Source organism: Paenibacillus sp. MABNR03 (genome assembly GCF_050455445.1).
Classification (GTDB): Bacteria; Bacillota; Bacilli; order Paenibacillales; family Paenibacillaceae; genus Paenibacillus; species Paenibacillus xylanilyticus.
In genome coordinates this window covers 1,193,458-1,210,694 of the sequence record NZ_JBCIYR010000002.1, presented here as the reverse complement: position 1 = coordinate 1,210,694, position 17,237 = coordinate 1,193,458, and the positions used below count along the sequence as shown (strand labels likewise).

Genomic DNA, 17,237 nt, shown 5'->3' with positions numbered 1-17,237 from the left:
ATCGTTATTGTACATTGTCCTCTTCGTCAATTCCTTTGCGTAAAGCATTCCAGGCCAGAGTGGCACATTTGATGCGTGCAGGGAACTTGTTCACACCGGATAGGGCTTCGAGATCTTCATAATCGTCGAAATCGACTTCTTCCCCTTTCATCAGTGAGGAAAAACGGTTAGCCATGTCGAGTGCCTGATCCATTGTTTTGCCTTTGACTGCCTCCGTCATCATCGATGCCGAAGACATGCTGATGGAGCAGCCTTCTCCCGTATACTTGGCTTCCTGAACGATTCCGCCTTTCAGTAAAAGCTGCAATGAAATCCGGTCGCCGCACGTTGGATTGTTCAAATTCACCGTGACAGCGTCATTATCAAACGTTCCGCGATTACGCGGGTTTTTGTAGTGGTCCATTATGACACGCCGGTACAGATCATCAAGTTGCATCGCCAAAATACTCCTTTGTCTGGATTAAGGCGCTGACAAGCCGGTCCACATCTTGTTCATTATTATATAGATAGAAGCTGGCACGAGCCGTTGAGCTGACTTGCAGCCAGCGCATTAGCGGCTGACAGCAGTGGTGTCCGGCACGAATGGCTACGCCACTCGCATCCAAAACCGTTGCCACATCATGTGGATGCACATCCCCGAGGTTGAAGGTAACTACTCCAACATGACGCTTCGCTGGACCATAGATCGTCAGCCCGTCTATCTCTGCCATACGTTCTGTTGCGTAAGCTGCCAGTACACTTTCATGATGGGCAATCTCATCCATGCCAATCTGCTCCAGAAAATCGATCGCTGCACCCAAACCAACCGCACCTGCGATGATTGGGGTTCCGCCTTCGAATTTCCACGGAAGCTCTTTCCAATTGGACTCGTAGAGACCGACATCATCAATCATTTCACCGCCGAACTCAACCGGTTCCATGGACTCCAGCAGCGCCTTTTTGCCGTAAAGTGCACCGATCCCGGTTGGTCCGCACATTTTGTGGCCAGACAATGCGTAGAAATCACAGTCCAAGTCCTGTACGTCCACCTTCATGTGCGGTGTGCTCTGAGCGCCGTCAACAACAATGACAGCACCATTGCGGTGTGCAATTTCAGCAATTTGTTTCACAGGATGAACGACACCCATTACATTGGATACATAAGCGATTGCTACAATTTTTGTCTTGTTCGTAATCGTCTTTTCCACATCCGCCAAATCAATATTTCCATCTGGCTGAAGCGGAATGTATTTCAATGTCGCACCTGTTTCCTTGGCTACCTGCTGCCATGGAATCAGGTTGCTGTGATGCTCCATCGGTGTGATAACGATCTCGTCGCCTTCCTTGCATACTGCCCGACCGTAGGACGAAGCCACCAAATTGAGCGCTGTGGTCGTCCCGCGGGTGAAAATAATCTCCTGTGTACGACGGGCATTAATAAACTTGGCAACCTTCTCACGTGCACCTTCATACGCATCTGTGGCCCGGCTTCCAAGTGTATGCACACCACGATGCACATTGGAGTTCTCAAATTCATAATAATGTTTAATCGCTTCGATAACAGCCAGCGGCTTCTGGGAAGTCGCAGCGTTATCTAAATATACGAGCGGGTGTCCATTGATTTCCTGGTGGAGGATCGGGAACTGCTCGCGAATCGATGGGTTCATTGTCCCAGTTTCCGTTCAATTAGAGACTGCAATTGGGTACGCAGTGCTTCCAGAGGAATATCCGCCACCACCGGAGCCAGGAAGCCGTAGATAATCAGACGTTCCGCATCCGTACGGTTAATCCCGCGCGACATCAAGTAATGGATTTGCTCTGCATTGACTTGACCTACAGAAGCCGCGTGACCTGCTGTAACATCGTCCTCATCAATCAGAAGGATTGGGTTTGCATCTCCGCGTGCTTTCGGGCTCAGCATCAGTACTTTCTCTGTTTGCTGTCCATCCGCTTTGGTTGCACCTTTTTCGATCTTGGTAATTCCGTTGATGATGGCAGAAGCTTCTTCACGCATAACGGCGCGAGTAATCATCTGACTTGGCGTGTTTTTGCCAAAGTGACGAGCTTCGGTTGTGTAGTTGATTTTTTGGGATCCTGAACCAACTGCGATTACTTTCGAATCCGAGCTGGAACCATTTCCTTTCAGCACGGACATGGTGTTGCTAGCTGTATCGCCATTGTTCATTTCCCCGACGATCCACTCGATTGTTCCATCGTTCTCAACCACTGCACGGCGGAAGGAAACGTCAGTAACATTCGTAGACAGCTGGTGAACAGATGCAAAACGTACTTTTGCACCGGCTTTAACGAACACTTCCACGACACCGTTGTGGAAAACAGGGGCGGACAATTCACCGGAAACATAGTTATCCACGTAGGTCACAGAGCTGTTTGCCTCAGCTACAACAAGCACATGAGGTGCAAATGTTGCAGATGCATCATCTGTGAGCAGCACAGCTTGAAGCGGAACTTCAATTTCAACATTTTTCGGAACATACAGGAATACCCCGCCATTCCAAAGAGCTGCATGCAGAGCCGCAAGTGAATGCTCATCTGCCTTCACAGCTGTGTTCAGGTAAGGTTTTACCAGATCACCATGCTCGCGAACCGCTGTAGCCAGATCCGTGAAGATAACTCCTTTTGCTGCCAGATCTGCAGATAGCTTGGAGTAAACTGTGCCGGAATTGCGCTGGATAACCAGACTGCCTTCTGCTTGGTCCTGAACGAGATCTTTGATCGAAGCTGGTACTTCTTCCAACGAGGAAATAGCTTCGCTTGCTTTGTATGTGCCATATTCGCTGATATTCCAGCGTTCAATTTTTTGTTTTTCCAGTTTCGGAAGCGCAAGACCACTTGCAAGCTTAAGGGCTTCAAGCCGCTGCTCGGTCAACCAGCCGGGTTCATTGTTACTTTCCGACAAGGCGCGAAGCGCTTCAGATTCAACCGGAAGAATTGTTTGTGTAGTCATTGATTATCCTCCTCCGTTTTGTCTTTACGCTTCTTGGCCTACAGTTTCGTCTGTAATTCCCAGTTCTTCCTTAACCCAGTCATATCCTTCTGCTTCCAGACGGTGAGCCAGTTCAGGTCCGCCGGATTTCACGATACGACCTTGCATCATCACGTGTACATAGTCAGGTGTGATGTAGTTCAACAGGCGTTGGTAGTGAGTGATGATGAGGAATCCACGCTCTTCGCTCTTCATTGCGTTCACACCGTTAGCCACGATTTTCAAAGCATCGATATCCAGACCGGAGTCAATCTCATCGAGTACTACGATTTTTGGATCAAGCAGCATCATTTGCAGAATTTCGTTACGTTTTTTCTCACCACCGGAGAAACCTTCGTTCAGGTAACGATGAGCAAACTCAGGGTTCATGTCGAGTTCTTTCATTTTGCCTTCCATTTGACGGATGAACTTGATCAAAGAAATCTCATTTCCTTCGCCGCGACGTGCATTGATTGCACTGCGCAGGAAGTCGGAGTTCGTTACGCCCGCGATCTCGCTTGGGTATTGCATAGCCAGGAATAGACCTGCCCGCGCCCGCTCGTCAACTGCCATATCCAGTACATCTTCACCATCAAGCGTAACTGTACCGTCAGTTACTTCATATTTAGGGTGACCCATCAGAGCGGATGCCAATGTGGATTTACCTGTTCCGTTTGGACCCATGATTGCGTGGATTTCTCCACCTTTCATTTCCAGGTTGATGCCTTTCAGGATTTCTTTACCTTCGATCGTCGCTTTCAGACCTTCAATGACGAAATTCGTAGCCATGTGTATTGTTTCCCTCCATTGATTAAATTGATGTTTGCTGTCGAAAACGAAAAAGCGCCTATTAAATATCTGAACAGGGCTTCCCCTGAATTTCTACAAGTGCCGCAATTCTCAAAGCAATAATCACTTTAGAATAATTCTAAACTGATTCTCATTGATTATCAAGTCATTTCCGAGAACAGTTGTCCCATCCTGGAAATATGATTCTACCTGATTCTATAATAAAAGCGGGTTTGAATCAAATAAGAAACAGTCATTCCTTCCAACTCACAGTGAGAAAAATCACTGTGATTCATTATTTCATCCGATATTAACCCTTGCCAAAAAAGGGCTTATCCATATTTTGGACAAGCCCTTCATTATTTCATTCATATTTTGAGCATATCGTTAATCTTCTGTACCTGTTCGTCAAAATCCGCAACATCCACTGCCGGCGTCATTTCGCGCGGCACCGGACCATTCGGAATGGAAATCCATGAACGGCACCCATTATATTCAGGCAGTACCGGTATTTCCATCGGTTCATTCAAACGGTACACACGGAGTATCAATACATGTAATGGATCTTTCCGTTTCCATTTCAAGCGATCCTCGGCAAAATCCGATGTCCACATATGAAAGTCCTGAAGTCGGTCCAGCATCTCCTGATCTCTGATCTCCAAATCCTGCGTCACTTCGGCATATGCAGTGATACGGATTGTCGAAGCTTCAGGCACCCATTCGGCCAATGATTCTTCAACATAGGAATGATCCGAGGACTTAATCAGTTCTTTACGCTGATGTTCATAAGTCGGATACAGATAAAATGCTGGACTTTTCAGCTCAAAATGTCTGGTTTCCTCCACAATCCCGCCTTTACGCATCACCAGGATCTGGCGACCGTTTTCCAGCGCCTTAATTGCGGAAGCCCACTCTTTTAATGCCGGTGTCGTTGTGCCTAACATGGCGTATCTCCTCCCGAAATGAGTCTTGTCAGCAGTATAGACGCTTTGTTTGTTCCTGACAACTTAGATCGAGATCCGGGAAACACCCTGATAGTGAGACAAAGACCTTACATAAACAGCACTATAAGTTTGGCTTAGCCCAGAAAAGAGCGCAGCATCCACATATGTTTCTCCAGATCCGCTTTGAACCCGGTGAGCATGTCTGATGTCGGTTGGTCCTCGGCAGCTTCTGCCACTTCAATACCTTCCTGATACTCATTGGACAATGTAGCAAAATCCTCAATCAGGTTTTGCACCATGGTATTCGCATCTTCGCCGCCGGCCGCTTCCTGAATGGAGGATAGCTCCAGATATTCTTTCATTGTTGCTGCAGGGCTGCCTTTCAGCGTAAGAATGCGCTCTGCGATTTCATCCATTTGTACGGTGATTTCATTATAGAACTCTTCAAATTTTACATGCAGTGTGAAAAAGTTTGGTCCTTTTACATACCAGTGATAGTTATGGACTTTGACATACAGGACGTTCAGGTTTGCCACCTGACGATTAAGTACTTGTTCTACGGATTTCGCTTGATCTGTTTTGTTTTTTGTAGCCATCTGAATCCCATCCTTTATTATAAAATTAGTCTATTATGTATGGTGGACAGTGTAACTTGCCCTGCATAATAGAGATTTAACAATATGGCACCGCTATAGGGCGGCGAGCCTTTCGGCAGCAATCTGTGAACCGTCCGGCCTATTCGTTTTTACCCTTGCACATGAAGTTCGAAACAAGACAGGCTGCTTTCATCTCAAAAAAAGGGTACAAAAAACGGGTTAATTCCGATATACTGACTTATACCAAGCAAAGAAGTGGGTTTTCCTGTTTCTTCATATATATGGAGGTGGCATCCTTGTCCCAATATCACCCTTTAACACCCCAGGAAGCAATCGAACTGGCCAAAACATTACCGGGTCCATTTACGGCAGATGCGAATCTGGAATGTCGTGAAATCGGCGATGGCAATCTGAATTTGGTTTTTCATATTACCGATCAGAACTCCGATAAAAGTATCATTATCAAACAGGCGCTTCCTTATGCGAAAGTGGTTGGGGAATCTTGGCCACTATCTCTCGTACGTGCCCGAATTGAACGTGAAATTCTTCAGGAAGAGTACCGCCTCTGCCCGGGAATGGTGCCAGAAGTGTATCACTATGACGATGATCTCGCATTGACGGTGATGGAAGATCTCAGTGATCATGTAATCATGCGCAAAGGCCTTATTGAAGGTGTCACCTACCCTCTCTTTGCACAGCATATCGGGGAGTTCATGGCAAGAACGCTATTTTTCACATCCGATCTTGGCATGAACCAACAATTAAAAAAAGAAAAACAAGGTCGATTCGTTAATCCGGATCAGTGTAAAATAACGGAAGATCTGATCTTTGATGAGCCTTATCGGATCGCTGAAAAAAATAATTATGATGCATCGATTGAGGATGAAGCTGAAGCGCTTCGAACAGATGGAGCACTCCATCTTGAGGTAGCTTTGCTACGGGAAAAATTTCTGACTCATGGACAAGCCTTGCTTCATGGAGACCTGCATACGGGAAGTATTTTTGTCACACCAGAATCCACAAAGGTTATTGATCCCGAGTTTGCCTTTTATGGCCCTATTGGATTTGACGTGGGTGCCGTACTCGCCAACCTGCTTTTGAACTACGCTTCTTTGCCAGGATGGATTCAGAATGAAAGTGCCCTGCATAAGCGTGAGACACTTTTGCTGGACATGGTTCGTGATGTATGGAATGAATTTGAAACTCGTTTCCGCGCATTATGGATTTCTGATCTCGTTGATCCGATGGCTAAAGCGCCAGGTTATGAAGACCTCTATGTACAACAATTATTCAGAGATTCGATCGGCTTTGCGGGCACCAAAATGGTCCGTCGTATTGTGGGCCTTGCCCATGTTGCCGATATTGATACCATACCGGATGCTGCTGAACGTGAACATGCTCAGCGGAAAGCGCTCGCTATCGGTAAAACACTAATTAAAAACAATCGCCGCTTGAATACCATCGGTGAAGTGCTGGACCTTGTGTCGACAGCCATCTCCTCAATCAAAGTTTAACTTAGGAACGGAGGAACATCCATGACAAACCCTGAACATCAGCCTCTGTCCTCTCTGATCTGGAAACAGGACAAGCTCGAAATGCTTGACCAGCGTCTGCTGCCGGAAACCATACTAATGCTGAAACTTTACACTCCCGAAGAAGTGTGGGAGGCTATCCATTCCATGAAAGTTCGCGGTGCTCCAGCCATTGGAATCGCTGCTGCGTTCGGTGTGGTTTTGGGTGCAAAAGCATATGATGGACTCTTTGTGCAAGGCTGGCTGGATCATGTGAAATCCATCTGTGCCCATCTGGCCACTTCACGCCCCACAGCGGTGAACCTGTTTTGGGCACTGGATCGCATGATGCAAAAAGCAAGTGACCTGGCCGAAGCTGGCACAGGCATTGAAGATAGCAACGCAGCCCTGGAAGCCGAAGCCCTCCTGATTCAAAAAGAGGATGAAGAAGTTTGCCGTATGATCGGAGAGCATGCCCTTCCACTCTTCGAAGATGGTATGGGCGTGTTAACGCACTGCAACGCTGGTGGACTTGCTACAGCCAAATACGGCACGGCAACCGCTCCAATGTATCTCGCCCAGGAACGCGGCATTAACCTTAAGGTATTCGCGGACGAAACTCGCCCTGTACTTCAAGGCGCACGGCTTACCGCATTCGAACTGCAGCAAGCGGGTATCGATGTTACGCTTCTGTGCGACAATATGGCAGGCATGGTGATGTCCAAAGGGTGGATCCAGGCCGTTATCGTTGGTACAGACCGCGTTGCAGCAAACGGTGATGTAGCAAACAAAATCGGAACGTACAGCGTAGCGGTACTGGCCAAAGCGCACAATATTCCGTTCTATGTAGCCAGCCCCTTGTCCACCATTGACTTGTCCACGCCTTCCGGCGATCTCATTCCGATTGAGGAACGTTCTGCGGAGGAAGTGACCGAAGGATTTGGCAAACGAACAGCACCACAGGGTGTGAAAGTGTATAATCCGGCATTTGATGTGACGCCTAATGAATATGTAACAGCCATCATTACGGAGAAAGGCGTTGTTCGAGCTCCGTTCAAGGAAAATCTTGCAGCCTTGTTTGCCAAGGAAGAAGCTTAGTTTTATCGCTTCACGTGTATGATTAGCATACTCAAGAAGGGCTCCAGAGGGAGCCCTTCTTATTTTTGTAACTTGAGTTTGTTGTTGAGAAATGAGAATGACGTCCGACTCTACATCCAAATGTCTTCCTACCATCGGAATTTGTCCACAATCAGATCATCTTCAGCAAGGCTTCTACACCTGTCATGCCAACAGTAATGCCCATGGCTTCGGCTTCTGTTGTTACAGACTCCATAGGTGCATGCAGCAATTGTTCCAACGTGCGCACCCCTACTGCCCGAGCCGCAATGATCTTGCGTTCCCCAAGCTTTTCGTTAAGTAATCCGACATCAAGTGCTCCACACATGATATATCCTTTGGATGTGTTTATCGTCAGTAACGTGGTTTTGGGCAGCTTCACTTCCACCCCGACCAACACATGCTCTCCAACTACAATCGGTTCCATGCTCACCATAATTTCACGATCCACCTCCTATTCCACAGGTCAGGATAATTGTATGCCCCATTCCGTTTCTCGGTGTGGACACCTGCGGAAAACAAACCAAAACGGTTAGAAATGTCATATAGAAGTTGTTATTAGATTCCCGGTGCGCTGCGTTATTTTCTACATCTTTAGTACTATGATTATTGTTACATTAATGATATAGTGAATTGAAATGGTTTATTGACTGACATATCTACAAACGGGGCTGGGATGAATGAAAGAAACCTTATCCAACGGAGAAGAAGTTGGCTTTTTATTTAATGTCGACATTCTTATCAAGAGCCGCTCGAATGCCTTGGCGCTACAGTCCCTGTTGGAGCTCATGAACAAAGAGGAACAGATTGCGGACTTTCGGATTCAATCCGGCTTAGGGCTTGGCAAAATTATTGAAGCGACGATTCAGTCCAAAAAAGACTCTATTACCTCCCTTCACATCGAACGGAAAAAATCTCAATTGGGCGGAATGAAAACAGCTCCATCGAATCAATCAACAAATTCATCGATTTCGGCAAAACCGCAAGACCAAAAGGAAACGGTTACTCCCCAGATGGCGTCTGCACCAGAGTCGGCCAGTGCTTCTCAAGGGAATTCTTTTGATGAATGGATTGACACCCTTATCAAGGAAAACCGCCTTACACGGATTGTGGTAAACAACAAGAACGGCAAACATCAGAGCATTCCATGCCGCATTTTGAATTTTGATCGAGATAACAGCATTGTAAGTGTCTACCATGTTGATGAAAAGCAGGTCTATTCATTCCGAACGAATGAAATTGACGAATTTTTGTAGATCATTCAACGAGCGCAAACAACCAAAAAGCAGCTTACGTGGAAATTTCACAACATTCCACGTAGGCTGCTTTTTCCATTCTTATGTGACCAGTTGGTTGGATCAGGATGCTTCCTCCTGTCCATAGTTTGGACCCGGGAGTGAGTAGAAAATCCGGATGATTCAAACTGCTTATGTAAGCGCAGCATTTTCCCAAGGAAGACTCACCGGATGGGGTTGTGCACTCGCTCCCAATCAGGAACGGTTATTTCCTCGTTGCCACACATCTGCGGCGAAGAACAACCATCCAGCAATAAAAGCGACACCACCAATTGGCGTTATGGCACCTAAAACCTTGATGTCCGTAATACTAAGTACATACAAGCTGCCAGAGAACACAATAATACCAATAAACAGCAGGCGCGCCGCCCATTTAAGCTTGGAGGATGCTCCGAGTTGACCCGCTGTCAATCCAACAATCAGCAGTGCAAGGGCATGTATCATATGATACTGTACTCCGGTTTCATACACAGCAATGGCATCTGCGCCGATTCGTTCCTTCAGCATGTGGGCACCGAACGCCCCAATTGCTACAGCCAGCATGGTCAATACAGCACCAATCGTCATCCATATTCGTTGCATTATACTTCTCTCCTTTATGTCATGTCACACTAATGATATTCTAGCGAATCTCTGAGCTGTTTACCAGTTAAGCGGTCTGTGAGAGACATCCATACTTATCCCGACGATCTGATTATATCAGGACTTGTTTACTAGGTTACAGAGTGAAGAGAAACCTTGATTTTTATCGTTAATTATGGAAAAGTAAAAAGGTCTGTATTCCTGCAGTTGTCAGGAGAATCACCATGCATAATTGAGGTTAATAACAATCAACAATGATTAAGGAGGGATATGATATTAATGGAACATAAAAATACGTATGAATCCGATTCCGGCAACAATGACCTATTTACGACTTACCCTGAAGAACCTATTGATCCTATGCAGAACAGAATGAAACATTCCGGCCCGGGTATCGCCAGTTTTGTCATTGGACTCGTTGCACTTCTGGGTTATATTCTGACCTTTTTCCTTGCAGCCATTGCACTCAGTGGTGTCATCGGAACTCTGACAACACCTGCGCAGGTTGAGGAAATTGCTCTGCATCCGGCTGTACTGCTGTCATCCTTATTTATCCTGGTTTGTCTTGTTCTTAATCTGGCAGGTCTTATTCTTGGGGTCATCGGTCTTGTGCTGAAAAATCGCAAAAAGGTTTTCCCTATCATCGGAACTATACTTAATGGGATTATGGTTCTGGCATTTGCTGGACTCATACTAGCTGGCATGTATATGACATAAAACGGTCTGAAAATCGTTCATATTGCCAAATTCTCGTATCCAAAGGAGATTGACATGTCAAGAATTAAAATTTTCGCAGATAGCACCAGTGATCTGACCCCAGACTGGATTAAAACTCACGATATCGGCATTGTTCCATTGTATGTGGTATTCGGTGACGAATCCCTGAAGGATGGTGCCGAGATTACGCCAGAACAGCTGTACGAGCGCGTAAGCAAGGAAGGACGGCTGCCCAAGACGGCTGCTCCATCACCTGCCGATTTTATAACGGCTTTTCAACCTTACATAGAACAAGGGGACGACATTCTGTATATCAGCCTGTCTTCTGAACTTTCATCCACCTATCAAAACGCGCTGCTGGCAAGTTCAGAGTTTCCGGAAGGCCGCATCTCTGTTGTGGACTCACTCAATCTTTCATCCGGGATTGGACTGCTTGTTATGAAAGCAGTGCATGCTGCGGAAAAAGGACAGAACCTGAATGAAATTACCCAATTGGTTGAAGCGGTTAAACCGAATGTACGGACCGAATTTGTCATTGATACCTTGGAGTATCTGCACAAAGGGGGCCGCTGTTCGGGAATGCAGAACCTGATCGGAAGCCTGCTTAAAATTCGCCCTGTCATTCGGGTAGCGGATGGCAAGATGTCGCCCGCCTACAAAGTACGTGGCAAACGGGAGAAGGCTCTTGATCAAATGCTGCAAAATACGCTTAGCCAGAAGCATCAGATCGATACTGACCTGATCATTGTTGTACATACCATGGCTGAAGAGGATGCACTTGATTTGCAGAAGTCTCTGCAGGAACAGACCGGTGCTCGTGTTGAGTTAACTACAGCAGGTTGCGTGATCTGCAGTCATTGCGGTCCAAAAACAATCGGAATCATCTATAACACGGTTTTATAAAAAGAAACTAGACGTTATAAGCATATTTATACGTCTGACATTAACCAACAAAGGGCATCCTGGCTGTACCAGCCAAGGATGCCCTTCTGTTTATTGCTCATCTTCCCTCTAATAACTTTTCGTTTTCAGTTCATTCAAACTTTTGAACGCGTATCCCTGTTTCCGTGCTTCATCAATGATTGAGCCCAGAGCCTGTGTGTTATCTTTGGAGACGGAATGAAGGAGAATAACGGCGCCAGGATGCAATTGTTTGAGTACCTGTTGACGTGCATAGTCAGCTCCACGCTGTACATTGACATCCCAATCCTTATAGGCAAGGGACCAGAACACATTGATGTACCCCTGAGCGTGGCTCTCCGCAAGAGTGCGGTTGTTAAAAATGCCACGCGGCGGCCGCAAAAAGGTTGCTTGCTGTCCAGTCAAACGATTTACTTCCGACTTAACCTGTTCAAGCTCCGTTTTCAGCTTTTCATTGGATACCCGTGTCATATCCGGATGGCTCCAGGAATGGTTACCTACAATATGTCCCTCTGCAGCCATGCGCTTAACCAGTTCTGGCTGATCTTTCAGATAATGGCCGGTAACAAAAAAAGCGGCAGGCACCTTTTTATCGCGCAGCACATCCAGAATTGCTGGTGTATAGCCATTTTCGTATCCATTATCAAATGTGAGATATAGTTCTTTCTGTTTGGTATCTCCCAAAAAGATGGCATCATTATGCTCCAGGATCGATTTGAAACCTTCCTGATCAATGGAGGGCAGCTGCCCGTTCTGGCTTTTCTTGAATCCAAAGTGAAACGCTCCGTTAACTGGCGATGCTTCAGTGTGCACCGGAAAAATGCTGAACGCCAATACGGCAGTCAACAGCATGTATGAAACCCATCGCTTCATTTCAACCGCTCCTGTTCCTGAATAATTGGTTGTCGCTTTCTATCACGAGCCCCTTCAGGTAATATGCCACAGGAACAGCTAATGTATGTAACTTTTGAATCATGTCACGCCGATTTACAGAATCAGAAGCGTTTATTGCTCTGTTCGGGCTGATGCAGCAATTCAATCAATGTCTGCGGCTTGCCGCTGGAGGATAACCACTCCCTAACCGTTTCGATGGCCTGAGTCTGACCGTCACCGCGGTCACGCCAAGTCAGCAATTCTATGACTTTTATGATCAGTGCAGACATATTATGATAATCCATTTCCGAACGATCTGCCCTCATTTTATGATATAACGCCTCCTGCTCCCAATCGAGCAATATTTCTTCACCAATCGTCGGTTTCATTAAGGTGTAAGCCCTATTACACCCTGAGCAACGCACGGTACTTACCTGCTGTACAGCAAAACTCACGTGGATGTCATGCTCACAGTCCGCACATTGAAAGCTGACCTGTATGTTCTGTATTTTATCGTTCATATTGCTCTTCCTCCTGCTATGGGTGTACTACATCTATACCCGAAAATGATGAAGTTCACGCTGCACCTTAAATCATTAAAAATCGTGCTATATTCTTGTAAATATGTTAAAATATATTACATATCATGAGTAGGAGAGGCGGTTATCCATGTCGAAGGAAGAACGCAACATTACCTGGCAGCAGTCCAGCTTAAGCAGGCAGGAACGGGAAATACATAACGGCCATCGCAGCCGTACACTGTGGTTTACCGGACTATCCGGTGCGGGTAAATCCTCGCTTGCATTTGCCTTGGAACAGCATCTTCATGAGCAAGGCGTTCGTTGTTATGTACTGGATGGAGACAATGTACGCCATGGCCTTAACCGCGACCTTGGCTTTACAGCTGAGGATCGGCAAGAGAACCTGCGCCGTATTGGTGAAGTGGCCAAATTAATGGTGGACGCAGGGTTGCTCGTTCTTTCAGCCTTTATTTCTCCTCATGCACAGGATCGGAAAATGGTCAGAGATTTGTTTGAACCGGAAGATTTCATTGAAATCTATGTTCAATGTTCCATTGAAGAATGTGAGCGACGTGATCCAAAAGGTCTGTACAAAAAAGCACGCAGCGGGGACATCCCCCATTTTACCGGCATCTCGGCACCTTATGAGGTACCGGAAGAGCCTTCCCTTATTATTGATACAGAACAGCTGTCTTTGCATGAAGCCGTACAGGAGATTGTACGTTATCTGGAGTTGACAGGAGCCCTTCAGCTGCCTCTTGCTCCCACCACCAGCCACATTTGATCAACGTTTACAGACAAGAAGGAAGATAATTATAGAAAATATCAGATAAAAGACACAGTGATTGATCATCCTGTGCCTTTTTGAATTGTACGGGGTTATTTTTTAAAACCATCCAATTACTGCCCAACGACACCCGCCTGCATATTTAATAACTTGCTGAAGGTTCCTACAGGGTCTGTAGACAGTTGTTGGTACCCTCCTTGCTGGATAACCCGACCTTCCTCCAATACGATCACCCGGTCCGCTGTACGGATTGTGGATAAACGATGGGCAATCACGATTATGGTGACATGGCCTTTCAGACGTTCAAGTGCAGCATGAATGTGCTGCTCGTTCTCACTATCCAATGCGCTGGTTGCTTCATCCAAGATGAGTACAGACGGATTGCGCAGCATGGCTCTTGCAAGAACCAGGCGCTGGCGTTCTCCTCCGGATAAGCGAATCCCCCGATCCCCAATCATCGTATCCAGCCCTTGAGGAAGTCTGCGGACAAACGCAGCCGAGGAGGAAAATTGTAAGGCTTGCCACATCTGTTCCTCGCTCGCATCAGGATCTACCAGCCTCAAGTTTTCTCGGATGCTGGTATGGAACAAAAATGGATCCTGGGATACATAACCAATGGAACTTCTCCACGCCAATAATAGCTCCTCCGACAGTGGGACACCATCGATAAGAATCTGCCCACTCTCTGGTCGAACCAGTCCCATAATGAGATCAATCAGGGTGCTCTTTCCGGCACCTGATTTGCCGACAATGGCTGTCATGCCTTTCGCAGGGATCGAGGCATTAACATTTTCGAGTGAGTAAGACTGACTGCCCTCATAACGGTAATTGACATTCATACACTCAATGGAACGCATTAACTCGAGTGGTTGAACGGGATGAAGCTCTCCCCCCTTATTTCCGCTTGTTTCTGCGGTTACGTTGGTGAAATCGCTAATCTCGCGACTCATTTCAGTCTCAGCCTGCAGCTTTCGGACAAGCTGAAACGCCGGCAGCATCGAGCTAATATACTCCAGATTGGACTGAATGGATGTAAACCTGGGCCATAACCTGGAAAAAATAAGGATAATAAGCAATAGACTTGCCGGAGGTACGGCAAGAACACGCAGTGACAAAAAAATGAAGGCGGCAATAATCACAGCGGAAGATACCCGATGAATAAGCTGTGTACCGCTGTTTAACTGGCTGAATTGGATGACATTACGTTCGATTCGTTTGCATATTCTTTCAAACCAGCCGATATGCGAGTTCTCAAGCATGTTGCTTTTGATGTCCTTGATGCCGTTAAAATGCTCTGTAATGCCATTATAGTAGTGCTGGGATAATTCGGATGTCTGATCCCCAATCTGCTTGGCTCTCTGGACGAATTTTTTGAGGACGAAGAACAAAACAAGTCCGAAGACAAGTACAATGGCAGTTAACTTGGCGGACAGCCAAAAAGCGAGACCGATCTGAATGCCTGTAAAGATTAAAGACGCAGCCATTTGCAGGATCAAATTCGTTCCTTGGCTTACACGTGCGAGTTCGGTCGTTAATATATGGTTAAAATCGGATTTTCGTTTTTGGAGAAAAAAAGACCATTTGGCCATAATGATGGCCCGATAGGTTTCCTGACGCAATGTTCTTATGAATTGCTGCTGAATCCGCGTGTTCCGAATCGTCTGAAGACGCTGAAGCCATGCCTGTCCGGAGAGAATTACAACGAAAACGCCCAGTACCAGCAGCAGCTGACTATTTTCGGAGAGACGACCTAGTAATTCTGATAGCCAGGGTAACTGTAATCCGGTTGAGCTCATTTCAAACACACCGATTAAACTTAACATCGGAACAAGCATATAAATGCCGATTCCCTCCATTAAACTAATGCAGATCATACCCAGCAAGTTCCAATAGAGGACGGGTCCTGTTACATCATGCAGCTTGCGCATATAAAATCGAAGTTCTGAAATCATGGATTAACCCCTTTCCGTCATCGTGTTCCTTTTCATTCGCCGCCAGAACCAGAGAAAAGGACGTAACGGAAAATATAGAAAGTGCAAAGAGCGAGGAAGCGGCAGCTGTTCCACATCCCAGGTACTCGGATATAATCGTTCAATGAAAAAAAACATTTTCTGTCTGGTACTTCTCAGCGCAAACAGATAAGAACGGTAACTGCGTAAATTCGCCGGAGTTTCCAGCATTTCATTCATGAATAACACGCCATGTTTAGCAAGCCGTTCGCCAGCACGTTCCTGAGAAGTTAATAAGCCGCGATAACTCGCATCCAATGGTGTGTTCAGCAGCACGGAACCAAGCCGCAGAGCCTGTGCACCAATGGAGAGCCGCCCTTCCGCTTTTAGACGCCTTGTCAGCAGGTTTACATCCAGAGGCATGGTGCGAATCATCTGATCGATGTCCATGAGCCAGCGCAATCTGAACCAGCCATGCCGGGCACCATGAGTCACCAGATAGGCCCACAGATCTTCTCGTTCAAGCATGCGTACCGGAGTTTGAGTATACGTACTAAACCGGCTGCGCTGCCACAGTAATTCAAAATCAGTTTCCTTACCGGAATCCGGATTAAGCCGCCAGTGAATTTCCACTTGTGTTTTTTTGAGAGGATGCTTGTAACAGATATGATGCTCCCGCCATTTCCAGCTTTGCACGGTTGGCGTGCGTTTACCTTCCTTGGATACATAACCGAGTGTTTCGAGAATCTGTTCCGCAGACTCCACATCTTCAAATGGGATGAGAATATCCAAATCCTTGGATGTCCTTAAAGACACATCTCCGTAGAGATCGTGGGCGAGCGCAGGCCCTTTTAACGTAATACTCCGAATCCCATTTTCATTAAAAGCTGTGCAAACCTGTTCCATCTCGGCCGTCAAGTGCAGCATGCGAAACGTATTAGCCGTATATTCCTGTCTTAAACCCTCTACAACAGCAGCAGGAATAAATGGAGATTCCAATGATTTGAGTTTCATATATAGGACCGAGTACAACCTGTGATGATAGACAAGTCGCAAAAAGAGCTGCCAGTCCGTTCCTTCAGTCAAAGCTCTGGCTGCTTCCGGAGCAAGCTCCTGCAGCTCATCTTTCATAATGATCAAAATCAGCTTGAGCTCCTGCGGAAACCCTCTTGTGTAGTCATCAAATTCAAGATTCATAGACAATTTCTCCAGTTCCCTTCTCCGGACAACGTTTGCCGAATACGCCGACAACCGTATATTGGTCCATAGTATCTGCTCCGGTCACGATTAATTTCCCACTTCGCAGCCAGGCATGAGCCATCATTTGTCCTTGCTTGTTGCGCGCAGTTCCCATATATAGCGTACTCTCTATTTTGCGGCGTTCCAGCATTTTCATTGCAGCGATCGCCATGACTAGACAGCGACTCTCCCATAAGGTGTACTTGCTTGCCAGCATAATGGCTTTGGAAACGTTCCTAATCGCTAAAATCTGATTTCGAGTCATTCCGTTCATAGGGGTTTCATACAGCGCTGTACCGAGCCCTGGGGCGATTTGGGCAAAAGGTCTTGCTTTGAGGATTCGTGCCCACCCCAAATGAATGTAGGCTTCCCAAACCATAAGCCGGACCTCGCGTGGCAACGAAAGATAAGCTTTGATTTTACGCAGCATCG

General features: G+C 46.5%; 19 protein-coding genes. 6 read left to right on the top strand and 13 right to left on the bottom strand.

The annotated features are described in order from the left end of the window. Nucleotides 1-4 precede the first annotated feature (4 nt). The 6 genes from sufU to AAIH57_RS14290 all read right to left on the bottom strand — a co-directional run bounded on the left by sufU (nucleotide 5) and on the right by AAIH57_RS14290 (nucleotide 5,294). Complete coding sequence (gene sufU / locus AAIH57_RS14315) at nucleotides 5-436, bottom strand: Fe-S cluster assembly sulfur transfer protein SufU (protein ID WP_430022037.1); 432 nt, start codon at nucleotides 434-436, stop codon at nucleotides 5-7. Then, nucleotides 426-1,646, bottom strand: a complete 1,221-nt coding sequence (locus AAIH57_RS14310) for a cysteine desulfurase (RefSeq protein ID WP_175399610.1) — start codon at nucleotides 1,644-1,646, stop codon at nucleotides 426-428. The genes sufU and AAIH57_RS14310 overlap by 11 nt, the downstream gene beginning before the upstream one ends. Further along, nucleotides 1,643-2,947, bottom strand: a complete 1,305-nt coding sequence (gene sufD, locus AAIH57_RS14305) for a Fe-S cluster assembly protein SufD (RefSeq protein ID WP_430022036.1) — start codon at nucleotides 2,945-2,947, stop codon at nucleotides 1,643-1,645. Before sufD ends, AAIH57_RS14310 begins: the two co-directional genes overlap by 4 nt. Before the next feature lie 24 nt (nucleotides 2,948-2,971). Then, nucleotides 2,972-3,754 (bottom strand): Fe-S cluster assembly ATPase SufC, encoded by a 783-nt coding sequence (gene sufC, locus AAIH57_RS14300; protein ID WP_095359039.1) that lies wholly within the window; start codon nucleotides 3,752-3,754, stop codon nucleotides 2,972-2,974. A 368-nt stretch (nucleotides 3,755-4,122) separates the two neighbouring features. Beyond that, complete coding sequence (locus AAIH57_RS14295; RefSeq protein WP_175399608.1) at nucleotides 4,123-4,698, bottom strand: DUF1802 family protein; 576 nt, start codon at nucleotides 4,696-4,698, stop codon at nucleotides 4,123-4,125. Between the two features lie 134 nt (nucleotides 4,699-4,832). Further along, nucleotides 4,833-5,294, bottom strand: a complete 462-nt coding sequence (locus AAIH57_RS14290) for a Dps family protein (RefSeq protein ID WP_175399607.1) — start codon at nucleotides 5,292-5,294, stop codon at nucleotides 4,833-4,835. A gap of 296 nt (nucleotides 5,295-5,590) precedes the next feature. Here AAIH57_RS14290 and mtnK point away from each other — a divergent pair, with 296 nt between their 5' ends. Both mtnK and mtnA read left to right on the top strand, forming a co-directional pair. Continuing rightward, the gene (gene mtnK, locus AAIH57_RS14285; RefSeq protein WP_430022035.1) at nucleotides 5,591-6,808 is read left to right on the top strand and encodes an S-methyl-5-thioribose kinase; all 1,218 of its coding nucleotides are present in this window, start codon (nucleotides 5,591-5,593) and stop codon (nucleotides 6,806-6,808) included. Between the two features lie 21 nt (nucleotides 6,809-6,829). After that, the gene (mtnA, locus tag AAIH57_RS14280) at nucleotides 6,830-7,903 is read left to right on the top strand and encodes an S-methyl-5-thioribose-1-phosphate isomerase (RefSeq protein ID WP_430022034.1); all 1,074 of its coding nucleotides are present in this window, start codon (nucleotides 6,830-6,832) and stop codon (nucleotides 7,901-7,903) included. Between the two features lie 151 nt (nucleotides 7,904-8,054). Here the strand turns inward: mtnA and AAIH57_RS14275 are convergent, their stop codons facing one another. Continuing rightward, nucleotides 8,055-8,357, bottom strand: coding sequence for a YunC family protein (locus AAIH57_RS14275; RefSeq protein ID WP_175399604.1), 303 nt, complete (start codon nucleotides 8,355-8,357; stop codon nucleotides 8,055-8,057). 244 nt (nucleotides 8,358-8,601) lie between these two features. Here AAIH57_RS14275 and AAIH57_RS14270 point away from each other — a divergent pair, with 244 nt between their 5' ends. Next, a complete protein-coding gene (locus AAIH57_RS14270) occupies nucleotides 8,602-9,177 on the top strand; it encodes a hypothetical protein (RefSeq protein ID WP_175399586.1) in 576 nt (191 codons plus the stop codon). A 234-nt stretch (nucleotides 9,178-9,411) separates the two neighbouring features. Here the strand turns inward: AAIH57_RS14270 and AAIH57_RS14265 are convergent, their stop codons facing one another. Next, nucleotides 9,412-9,798: a DUF423 domain-containing protein gene (locus AAIH57_RS14265; protein WP_430022033.1), complete on the bottom strand. Its 387-nt coding sequence runs from the start codon at nucleotides 9,796-9,798 to the stop codon at nucleotides 9,412-9,414. A 279-nt stretch (nucleotides 9,799-10,077) separates the two neighbouring features. On the opposite strand from AAIH57_RS14265, the gene AAIH57_RS14260 reads away from it, so the two are divergent. After that, nucleotides 10,078-10,515, top strand: a complete 438-nt coding sequence (locus AAIH57_RS14260; protein ID WP_175399584.1) for a hypothetical protein — start codon at nucleotides 10,078-10,080, stop codon at nucleotides 10,513-10,515. A gap of 54 nt (nucleotides 10,516-10,569) precedes the next feature. Continuing rightward, nucleotides 10,570-11,418: a DegV family protein gene (locus tag AAIH57_RS14255; protein ID WP_175399583.1), complete on the top strand. Its 849-nt coding sequence runs from the start codon at nucleotides 10,570-10,572 to the stop codon at nucleotides 11,416-11,418. A 108-nt stretch (nucleotides 11,419-11,526) separates the two neighbouring features. Here the strand turns inward: AAIH57_RS14255 and pdaA are convergent, their stop codons facing one another. Then, complete coding sequence (pdaA, locus tag AAIH57_RS14250) at nucleotides 11,527-12,309, bottom strand: delta-lactam-biosynthetic de-N-acetylase (RefSeq protein ID WP_430022032.1); 783 nt, start codon at nucleotides 12,307-12,309, stop codon at nucleotides 11,527-11,529. A 122-nt stretch (nucleotides 12,310-12,431) separates the two neighbouring features. Continuing rightward, complete coding sequence (locus AAIH57_RS14245) at nucleotides 12,432-12,830, bottom strand: hypothetical protein (RefSeq protein ID WP_175399581.1); 399 nt, start codon at nucleotides 12,828-12,830, stop codon at nucleotides 12,432-12,434. Nucleotides 12,831-12,978: 148 nt separating this feature from the next. Between AAIH57_RS14245 and cysC the strand changes: the two genes are divergently transcribed. Beyond that, nucleotides 12,979-13,614: an adenylyl-sulfate kinase gene (cysC, locus tag AAIH57_RS14240; RefSeq protein WP_175399580.1), complete on the top strand. Its 636-nt coding sequence runs from the start codon at nucleotides 12,979-12,981 to the stop codon at nucleotides 13,612-13,614. Between the two features lie 116 nt (nucleotides 13,615-13,730). Here the strand turns inward: cysC and AAIH57_RS14235 are convergent, their stop codons facing one another. Genes AAIH57_RS14235 through AAIH57_RS14225 form a run of 3 tightly spaced genes read right to left on the bottom strand, consistent with a single transcriptional unit; the run spans nucleotide 13,731 to nucleotide 17,235 of the window. After that, on the bottom strand, nucleotides 13,731-15,566 hold the full coding sequence (locus tag AAIH57_RS14235; RefSeq protein WP_430022158.1) for an ABC transporter ATP-binding protein: 1,836 nt from the start codon (nucleotides 15,564-15,566) through the stop codon (nucleotides 13,731-13,733). A 6-nt stretch (nucleotides 15,567-15,572) separates the two neighbouring features. After that, the gene (locus AAIH57_RS14230) at nucleotides 15,573-16,763 is read right to left on the bottom strand and encodes a nucleotidyltransferase domain-containing protein (protein ID WP_175399579.1); all 1,191 of its coding nucleotides are present in this window, start codon (nucleotides 16,761-16,763) and stop codon (nucleotides 15,573-15,575) included. Further along, nucleotides 16,753-17,235 (bottom strand): lasso peptide biosynthesis B2 protein, encoded by a 483-nt coding sequence (locus AAIH57_RS14225; protein ID WP_175399578.1) that lies wholly within the window; start codon nucleotides 17,233-17,235, stop codon nucleotides 16,753-16,755. Before AAIH57_RS14225 ends, AAIH57_RS14230 begins: the two co-directional genes overlap by 11 nt. Nucleotides 17,236-17,237: the final 2 nt, after the last annotated feature.